Raw genomic sequence first — 8672 nt, 5'->3', positions numbered from 1 at the left:
GCCGGCGCGCGCGTCGCCTGCGTTGATCTGATGTCGCCGGAATCCACGGTGGCCGCGATCCGGACCGCGGGGGGCGAGGCCATGGCGCTCACCTGCGACGTCTCCGATGAAGACCAGACCCGCGCGGTCGGCGACGAAGTCGCATCGAAATGGACCGCCGCCGATGTGCTGGTGAATGGCGCCTCCAATGATGATCCGACCGGCGATGTCCTGCAGCTCGGCCTCGCCGACTGGAACCGGGTGTTTGCCGTCCACGTCACCGGCGCCTATCTGATGAGCCGCGCGATCCTGCCCGCCATGATCCGGGGCGGCGGCGGCAGCATCATCCATATCGCCTCGCAGATGGGCCATGTCGGGGCCAAGGGCCGGCCCAGCTATTGCGCCGCCAAGGGCGCGCTGCTGCAACTGGCCAAGGCAATGGCGCTGGATCACGCCGCCGACAATATCCGGGTCAACTCGCTGTCGCCCGGCGCGATCGACACCCGCCGGCTGCTGCTGCGCTATGATGATGCGACCACCGCGATCGCCGAAAACGCGGCCAAGCATGCGCTGGGGCGCGTCGGCCAGCCGGTCGAGATCGCGCAGGCGGCGCTGTTTCTGGCCAGCAGCGCGTCGAGCTTCATGACCGGCACGGATCTGCTGGTGGATGGCGGTTACACCGCCATCTGACATCGGGGAAGCGGTGGCCCGCGATCTTGCGCGGCCACCGCGCGTTCACTTGCCGCGCGCGGCGATGATGCGCGGGCCGTCCTCGCCGACATCATAGAACAGGCCGGCCATGATCCGCAGTGCCTCGCGCGCGACCGAGCCGAGCAGATGCTCGTCCGGGGCGTGCTGCGAGCAGGACGGATAGGAATGCGGCACCCAGATCGTCGGCAGGCCGAGAATGTCCGCGAACACGTCATTGGGCAGCGAGCCGCCCAGATTGGGCAGCAGCGCCGGCTTCTTGCCGGTGGTCTCGGCGATCGAGGCGAGCGCCCAGCCGACCCACGGGTCGGTCGGATCCAGCCGCGTCGCGGCGAAGGTCTCCATCCGCGCCGGCTTTGCCACCACGCGCCGCAGCCCGTGCGCATCGAGCCGCGCCTGCACCGCCGGCAGGATGCCGTCGACATTGGTGCCGACCACAAAGCGCAATTGCAGGGTCGCCTTGGCGTTCGGCGGAATCGCATTGACCGGCGCCTCCGGCGTGCCGGTCTTGAACGCCAGCACTTCCAGCGTATTCCAGCCAAAAATCTTCTCTTCGGAGCTCAGCCCGGGCTCACCCCAGTTCGGGTCGATCACCGGATCGCCCGGCCCCTGGCCGACGCTGACGTCGGACAGAGCCGCGCGCACCGGCTCCGGCAGGCTGGCCGGGCGCAGCGCGTCGACCAGGATGCGGCCCTGGCTGTCGATTAGGCAGGCGATGGCATGGGCCAGCAACGTGCCGGCATTGGCCAGCACGCCGCCCCAATTGCCCGAATGATGGCCGCCGGCGCGCAGGTCCACCTCGAGCTCGAAATTCATCGCGCCGCGCGAGCCGAGAAACACCGTGGGCCGCTCGGCGGTCAGGCGGGGCCCGTCGGAGCCGATCAGCACGTCCGCCTTCAGCGCCGCGCCCTCCGCCTGCGCGATCGCGCGCAGCCCCGGCGATCCCGCCTCTTCGCCCATCTCGAGAATGATCTTGCAGTTGAAACCCAGGCTGCCGCCGCGCGCGGCCATCACCTGCTCCAGCGCCGCCAGGTTGATGGTGTGCTGGCCCTTGTTGTCGGCGGTGCCGCGGCCATACCAGCGGTCGCCCTCGACCACCACCTGCCAGGGATCGAGACCCTCGCGCCAGGTCGAGGCATGGCCGAACACCACGTCGCCATGGCCATAGGTCAGCACCGTCGGCAGGCCGTCGGCCTCGTGACGCTCGGCGATCAGGAACGGGCCGTATCCGGCGGCGGGATTGTCCAGCACGCGGCTGCGGAAGCCGAGCCGCTCGATCGCCGGGATGATCTCGTCGCTGAGATAGGCGTTCAGCACGTCGATGCGATCGCCGCCCTGGCTTTCGGTGGGAATGGCGACGCGGCGCGCCAGATCGGCGCGAAACGCGCCGCTTTCGAAATAATCGGTGGCGCGGGCGACGGCGTCCTGGCGACTCATGGCAGATGCAAATCCTGTTGCGGGACCAGACTGTCCTATACCGGATTTGAAAACACCATAGTGCCGCGCCGCAACGCTCTCATGTCGCGGCAGCCCGGGCCTATGGCTGACAGCACACGACGACCGACTCGTCAGAATCTGATAGGCTGGAGCATCGCAAGTTTCGGGACAGGCCCGGGCGAACAGCGCTGCCGGGGCTGCCCGCGGAAGGTAAATCATGAGCGACACGGCTGGCCGCGGGACGACCGCATGACCGACCGATCGGAAAGCCGGCCGGCATGGTCGCTCGCGGATCTGGGATGGTCGGATTTTTTCGCCGGGCAAATCCTGCCCGACGAGGTCGAGCTGCTGCCGGCGCGGATCGCCACCGTGCATCGCACCCGCATGACCGCGATCGCGCAGGACGGACCGCTCCGGCTGGTGCTTGCGCCCAATATACGGACCACCGACTTCGCCGTCGGCGACTGGGTTCTGGCTGATCCGCGGAATTTGCTGATGCAGCGAAGGCTGGACCGCCGCACCGTGCTGCAGCGGCGCACCGAAGGCAGTCGCGAGCCGCAGCTCGCCGGCGCCAATATCGACACGCTGTTCATCGTCACCTCCTGCAATGCCGAGTTCAATGTCGCTCGCCTGGAGCGCTATCTGGCGATTGCCAATGAGGCCGGGATCACGCCGGTGATCGTGCTGACCAAAGCGGATCTCGCCGACGACCCGCGGCTTTACATCGACCAGGCCAGCGCGTTGCAGCGCGACCTCGCCGTCGTGGTCTCGAATCCGCGAACCGGCAACGCCACCGACTATCTGCGGCCGTGGTGCGGAGCCGGACAGACGGCGGCGTTGGTCGGCTCCTCCGGCGTCGGTAAATCGACGATGGTCAATTCGCTGGCCGGCGCGGCGCAGGAACTGCCGCAGCCAACCGGCGGCATTCGCGAGCACGATGCCCAGGGAAGGCACACCACGACGTCGCGCTCGCTGCATGCGATCGCCGGCGGCGGCTGGGTGATCGACACGCCGGGGATGCGCACGCTGCATGTCAGCGAGGCCAGCGCCGGGATCGACGAATTATTCGCCGAGATCACCGAACTCGCCCCGCTCTGCAAGTTTCGCGATTGCACCCATGCCCATGAGCCGGGCTGCGCGGTCCGCGCCGCGGTGGCGGACGGCCGGCTCGACGCCGAGCGGCTCGCCCGCTGGCGCGCCATGGTGGCGGAAAACCGCAGCAATACGCCGGGACGGATCAAGCCGGGCGGCAGCCGACCGAGCCCGCCGCGCCGCACCCGGGCCGGATCCGAGGCCGACTAGACCGGGAGGTCTTTGGATCGAAGAGCCGTCCCCTCCTCCGTTATTGCGAGCCCGGGACAAGTTGGCTGTGCCGTATTATCCCGGGGCGAAGCAATCCAGAAAGCGACGAGCGAAGACTGGAATCTTCGCAGCAAGGGCTCCTAGGAAGAAAGGGCACTTGTCCCGGACGCAGCGCAATGCGCCTCCGCGGGAGGCGTCATGAGCTGCAGAGCCGGGACCGCCAAAAACGTCGTTGCCCGATACGGTCCCGGCTCCGCGGAGCGGCATGGCGGCGATGCAAGGGCATCGCCTGAGAATGCCGCACCGCGTCCGGGACACGAGTCTTATCTTTCATATCTCAGGATCAGCCAAAAGGCCGGTCCCAAACTCGCAATGACGGGGCCAGTGATTCAAATCAACGGAAAGTCATCCCGCTCCGCGGGTCCCCCGCCTGCGCGGGGACCACTTGTTGCGACGGATGTGCGCCCCCCGTGCCTGGCGACAACCCGCGCTTGAATTTCGCGCCAGACATCGCTATATATTTTTAATACTGAATAAATGATGTTTAAAACATCGTTTAAGGATGCCTGATGCCATGCTGCCGCCGCGCCCGCGGGCGGGCAGCCATCAAGGCCGCGATCGGGTTCGCTATCGACAAGGAAATCAGTGCCATGCCGCGCAACTACGCGATCGACGACGACGTGTTTCATCAGGTGCAGGGGCCACAGGGCCGCACCGGCATGCCGCAACGCAGCCTCTACAAGATCATCTCCTGCATGCCGATCGAGGCCGACGGACGGCCCCGATACCGGATCCGGAGCGAGACGGAAAAGCTGGAGCGGGTCGTGACCGAAGAACAGATTTTCCGTTCCGCCTGATTTCACGCGACGACACCGCTTCATCAGCCTTCATCGCGACGGGCGCTGTTTTCGAACGGCGGTGTCACCGCGTGGCACGAATGCCCGCGAAGTGGCTTTGCTTGAATCGCGGTGCCGGCAACAACGGGAGCCGCGTGCTCCCGGACAGGAACATCAACATGCCGCTTGCTTCAATGCCGATCGAATCAATCATCGTGGCCACGTTCGTGGTCGTCATGTTCGCGGCGCTGATGGCCGCGCTGGCCTGGGGCGTCCACCAGAGCGGCTGACGACATCCGCCCGGGACAACAACACATCCGAGGGCGAGGCCCGCGTCAGGCGGGCGGCGCTGACAGACGATCGCCCGCCTGGAGAATCCCGAGATGACATCCGCGACGCCCTGCATCATCAAGAAATACCGCAACCGCCGGCTCTACAACACCACGACCAGCGCCTATGAAAACGTCGAGAGCCTGGCGGTGATGGCCAAGGGCGGCAAGGTGTTCGTCGTCTATGACGCGAAGTCCGGCGACGACATCACAAGGAGCGTGCTCGGCCACATCATCGCCGAAGAGGAGAAGAAGGTCGGGCAGGACCTGCTGCCGATCGCCTTCCTGCGCAGCCTGATCGGTCTCTATGGCGGCTCGATGCAGCAGATGGTGCCGGCCTTTCTGGAGATGTCGATGGACACGCTGACGCGCGAGCGCGCCAAGCTGCAGGGCTGATCGATGTCGCAGGACCGGACCGGCCAGCCCGGCGACGGGCGCTTCTATATTCCGCGGCTCGACCAGCTCGATACGTCCGGCTGCCTGCCGCTGCGGATGATTTTGTTCGTCGTGCAATTCCGCGCGATGTTCGACGTCGGCAGCGGCGTCGCGAGCCGTCTGGAATTGTCGCAGTTCGACGAGGTGTCGGACCATCTCCATGTTCTCGCGCGCACGCCATCCGGCGACGACTGGAAGTTCGAACGCTTCGCGCCGTTCTCCGCGGCGCGCACCGGCCTCGATTTGACCGGCGCCCGGGTGACCGACCATCGGCTGGCGCCCTATAATGACGGGCTGGCCGGTAAGCTGGGTCGCCTGTCGCGCGACCGATTGCCGTTTTACGTCTGCACGCCGATTGAACAAACGGATGATGGTGAATCCCACCGGCTGTTCATCCCGATGGGCAAGCGCAAGGGCGCGATCACGCATTGCCTGCTGCTGAAACTGTAGCACCTGGTAGCTGGCAGGGTGGGCAAAGCCTCGGCCGCGCGAAGCGCGGCGAGGCGTGCCCACGCACAGGACCTGCCGGATACGCGTGGGCACGGCGCAACGGCGCCTTTGCCCACCCTACAAGTCTGATACTAACGGGTAGCATAAGCGGACGTCACTCGGCCGCCGCGGCCCGTGCCCGCAGCCCGCGCGCGCGGCGGATGCCGGACACCGCGATGACCAGCAGCAGCACCGCGGTGGCGATCAGCAACAGGCCACCGATCCTCTGGTAGACCAGCACGCCGACCACGCCGCCGATCAGGAACGACAGGATGCTCATGCCGTGCAGGCGAAGCTTCGCCCAATACGGCGCCGCGGTCTCGTTCGGCTCGTGACCAAGCATGATGTCGATCAGCATGCCCAGCTCAATGCCGATATCGGTCGCCGTGCCCGACACATGGGTGGTGCGCACCCGGGCTCCGGAGATCCGCGTCACCACCGCGTTCTGCAGCCCCATCAGGAAACTGATGCCGAGCACCAGCGTCGGCGCGCGGTGCAGCGGCGGCAGGCCGACATCGGCGAAGCCCAGCACCGCCAGCAGGATCGCCTCCGACAGGATGCTGTAGGCGTAGATGCCGTGGATCTGGCGGCGCCGGCCGAAATTGACCAGCACCGTCGAGACCACCGAGCCGGCGATGAAGGTGAGGATGATGGCAAGGAAGAAACTGCCGGTCAGGAAATGGCCCACCGCGATATGGTCCGACAGCAGCGAGACATTGCCGGTCATGTTGGCGGCGAAAAAGCCGACCGCTTCGAACGCCGCGGTGTTCAACGCGCCGGCAACCGCGGCCAGCGTACAGGCCAGTCGCTGGTCGACGTCGTTGCCGCGCTCTTCGCCTTGCTGCACCAGCATGATGGTCCCCGAAACTCGCGGATGGCGACGACCGGGACGCCGATGGGCGCCGATCAATCGCCGTGGTGATTATACACGAAAGCGCCCTTGCGCGGTCGCGGAAGCGGGCGCGCGCCGGATCAAGGGCGGGCCCCCCGCGCCATGTCGACGCCGCGCAGCCGGCCACGACGCAGCGACCACTGCTCATTGTTGTTCCGCATGGCGTCGCGCAGCGCCGCCGGCCGGGCGATGGTTTTCTCGGGAATGCAGGTGATGATCGCGTTGCGATCCTCGATGCCGCGTTCATCGAGCAGCCACGGCCGCAGCGTGTCGCCGGCCAGCCGCGCCGCGATCCAGTCCGGCACCGGGTCGATGTCGTTGTTGACGGTGACGTTCATCACGATCCGCCCGCCGGGCGCGAGGCGGGCGCGGATCGCGTCGCAGGTCTGGACATCGAATTCCTCGTTGAAGTGGAAGCCAGGCCCGCCGACATCGACCGCCACGGCGTCGTACAGCTTGCGGTCATCGAACACATGGCTGCGGAAATCCGCGACGATGCAGGGCAGGCCTTCCGGCAGGCCGAAGAATTGCTGCGCGATCATGAAACTGATCGGGTTGTTGTCGACGATGGTCAGCCGCTTGCCGAGCCCGGCCAGCTTGGTGGCGAGATTGCCGCCGCCGCAGCCGAGCACCAGCACGCTGCCCGCGCGGCGCAACAATTCGTCCATCAGCTTGACATAGGTAAAGATGCTCTCGCCCTCGGGCGTCGCCTGGCTCTGCAGCACGCCCTCCTCGAAATAGGCGCGGGTGCCGTTCGACGCATATTCCGCGACCTCGATCTCCCCGTTCCGCCCCATGTACCGTCCGAGGAGTTGCACTGCGCCAGCCTATTCCGATAAACCATTAGAAACGATGCGTGAAACATCTTTTATCACGGAATATACGGCATGCCAATGTAGCCACCTGGTGTCACCGGCGGCGACGGGTTTGCGCAATTTGATATGTTGCACATGAAGATTGATGGTTGGAAATGCAGTTTGGATGGCCTATCTCCTCCTCAGTACTCTCCGGGGCCTGCCGAAACATGATCACCGCCAATCAACTCCGGGCCGCCCGCGCGCTGCTGAACATCGACCAGCGCCAGACCGCCGAATTGACCGGCCTGTCGGTGCCGACGATCCAGCGCATGGAGGCCAGCGACGGCGTCATCCGCGGCAATGTCGATTCGCTGATGAAGCTGATCTCGGCGCTGGAGACCGCCGGCGTCGAGCTGATCAACCCCGGCAGCCCGAGCGCGGCCAGCGGCCGCGGCGTGCGGCTGCGGGAGCCGGCCGCGCCATCCGCCGCGACAACGATCCCGCAACCCCAGGCGACAGCGCCCGTGCGCCCGAAGCGCCCGCGCTAGACGCGGGCGCCGCGACACTTCTGAACGGCGGCAATGATGACAAAGACCCTCACGACGGAGCTGCTGGCCAGCGGCTTCTGGCGCCTGAAGGCGCCGCGCTGGCATCTCGGCTCGCTGTTCGTCTCCGACAGCGGCGCCGGCAAGGTGTTCAGCATCGACCTCGACGGCCATGTCTCGGTGGTGGCCGACGTGCCGAGCCGGCCCTCGGGGCTCGGCTTCCTGCCCGACGGGCAATTGCTGGTCGCCTCGATGACCCAGCGCAAGCTGCTGAACTTTGCCGCCCGCAAGCCGGCCGTCCATGCCGACCTGTCGGAACTCGCCGCCGGCCTGCTGCGCGACCTCGCGGTCGCCGGCGACGGCAATGCCTATGTCAGCGCGTTCGATGCCGCCGCCGATGGCCAGGAAGCATTCGCCTCGGCGCGCATCCTGCTGGCGCGGCCCGACGGCAGCGTGCGCGCGGTCGCCGATAATTTGGCGCATCCCGGCGGGCTGGCGATCACCGCCGCGCATGATCTCCTGGTGGCGGAGACGCTCGGCAACCGCGTGCTGTCCTATCAGATCGATGCCGACGGCGCGCTGCTGCACCGCAAGGTGTTCGCCAATTTCGAGCGCATGAGCCCGCTCGGCATCTGCGCCGATTCCGAGGGCGCGGTTTGGGCCGCGGCGGCGCGGCAGCCGCTATTCGTCCGCGTGCTGCCCGGCGGCCGCGTCACCCATCGCGTCCACGTGCCCGGCCGCCACGCGGTGGCCTGCCAGCTCGGCGGGCGTGATGGCAGGACTCTGTTCTGCCTGACGGTGGCCGCCAATCTCGCCGACTATCCGGACCGCGAGCACACCGCCAGCGTCGCGACGACTATTGTCGACGTACCGGCCGCCGCGATGTCGATCCGGCTCGCGGAGACGGGATTTCATTGAGGGGG

9 protein-coding genes and 1 pseudogene are annotated in these 8672 nt (G+C 66.8%); 7 read left to right on the top strand and 3 right to left on the bottom strand.

The window, feature by feature from the left end; translation table 11 throughout:
• Positions 1-669: SDR family oxidoreductase (locus Q0S16_RS06375; RefSeq protein WP_295846170.1), on the top strand; the 669-nt coding region annotated here is incomplete at its 5' end.
• Between the two features lie 45 nt (positions 670-714).
• Here the strand turns inward: Q0S16_RS06375 and Q0S16_RS06370 are convergent.
• Positions 715-2124, bottom strand: coding sequence for a M20 family metallopeptidase (locus Q0S16_RS06370; RefSeq protein WP_295846169.1), 1410 nt, complete (start codon positions 2122-2124; stop codon positions 715-717).
• A gap of 249 nt (positions 2125-2373) precedes the next feature.
• Here Q0S16_RS06370 and rsgA point away from each other — a divergent pair, with 249 nt between their 5' ends.
• The 4 genes and pseudogenes from rsgA to Q0S16_RS06350 all read left to right on the top strand — a co-directional run bounded on the left by rsgA (position 2374) and on the right by Q0S16_RS06350 (position 5476).
• Positions 2374-3426, top strand: a complete 1053-nt coding sequence (gene rsgA, locus Q0S16_RS06365; RefSeq protein WP_295846168.1) for a ribosome small subunit-dependent GTPase A — start codon at positions 2374-2376, stop codon at positions 3424-3426.
• A 569-nt stretch (positions 3427-3995) separates the two neighbouring features.
• Entirely contained in the window at positions 3996-4283 is a 288-nt protein-coding gene (locus tag Q0S16_RS06360) for a hypothetical protein (protein WP_295846166.1), read from the top strand.
• A 362-nt stretch (positions 4284-4645) separates the two neighbouring features.
• Positions 4646-4981 (top strand): annotated as a pseudogene (gene phaR / locus Q0S16_RS06355) (polyhydroxyalkanoate synthesis repressor PhaR); the annotation flags it as partial.
• Positions 4982-4990: 9 nt separating this feature from the next.
• Positions 4991-5476, top strand: coding sequence for a hypothetical protein (locus Q0S16_RS06350; protein WP_295846164.1), 486 nt, complete (start codon positions 4991-4993; stop codon positions 5474-5476).
• Positions 5477-5630: 154 nt separating this feature from the next.
• On the opposite strand, the gene Q0S16_RS06345 is transcribed toward Q0S16_RS06350, so the two are convergent.
• Both Q0S16_RS06345 and Q0S16_RS06340 read right to left on the bottom strand, forming a co-directional pair.
• Entirely contained in the window at positions 5631-6368 is a 738-nt protein-coding gene (locus Q0S16_RS06345) for a YoaK family protein (protein WP_295846162.1), read from the bottom strand.
• 119 nt (positions 6369-6487) lie between these two features.
• Positions 6488-7204, bottom strand: a complete 717-nt coding sequence (locus Q0S16_RS06340) for a class I SAM-dependent methyltransferase (protein WP_295846160.1) — start codon at positions 7202-7204, stop codon at positions 6488-6490.
• 227 nt (positions 7205-7431) lie between these two features.
• Between Q0S16_RS06340 and Q0S16_RS06335 the strand changes: the two genes are divergently transcribed.
• The gene (locus Q0S16_RS06335) at positions 7432-7752 is read left to right on the top strand and encodes a helix-turn-helix transcriptional regulator (protein WP_295846158.1); all 321 of its coding nucleotides are present in this window, start codon (positions 7432-7434) and stop codon (positions 7750-7752) included.
• A gap of 36 nt (positions 7753-7788) precedes the next feature.
• On the top strand, positions 7789-8667 hold the full coding sequence (locus Q0S16_RS06330; RefSeq protein ID WP_295846156.1) for an SMP-30/gluconolactonase/LRE family protein: 879 nt from the start codon (positions 7789-7791) through the stop codon (positions 8665-8667).
• The last annotated feature ends 5 nt before the right edge of the window (positions 8668-8672 follow it).

Source organism: Tardiphaga sp. (assembly GCF_025356345.1).
Lineage (GTDB): Bacteria > Pseudomonadota > Alphaproteobacteria > Rhizobiales > Xanthobacteraceae > Tardiphaga.
The sequence above is the reverse complement of the archived record's forward strand: the minus strand, read 5'-3'. Positions and strand labels throughout refer to the sequence as shown.

Coding starts and splice junctions, on each gene's coding strand:
- Q0S16_RS06370 (WP_295846169.1), bottom strand. CDS start 2,124: ATGAGTCGCCAGGACGCCGTCGCCCGCGCCACCGATTATTTCGAAAGC.
- rsgA (WP_295846168.1), top strand. CDS start 2,374: ATGACCGACCGATCGGAAAGCCGGCCGGCATGGTCGCTCGCGGATCTG.
- Q0S16_RS06360 (WP_295846166.1), top strand. CDS start 3,996: ATGCCATGCTGCCGCCGCGCCCGCGGGCGGGCAGCCATCAAGGCCGCG.
- Q0S16_RS06350 (WP_295846164.1), top strand. CDS start 4,991: ATGTCGCAGGACCGGACCGGCCAGCCCGGCGACGGGCGCTTCTATATT.
- Q0S16_RS06345 (WP_295846162.1), bottom strand. CDS start 6,368: ATGCTGGTGCAGCAAGGCGAAGAGCGCGGCAACGACGTCGACCAGCGA.
- Q0S16_RS06340 (WP_295846160.1), bottom strand. CDS start 7,204: ATGGGGCGGAACGGGGAGATCGAGGTCGCGGAATATGCGTCGAACGGC.
- Q0S16_RS06335 (WP_295846158.1), top strand. CDS start 7,432: ATGATCACCGCCAATCAACTCCGGGCCGCCCGCGCGCTGCTGAACATC.
- Q0S16_RS06330 (WP_295846156.1), top strand. CDS start 7,789: ATGACAAAGACCCTCACGACGGAGCTGCTGGCCAGCGGCTTCTGGCGC.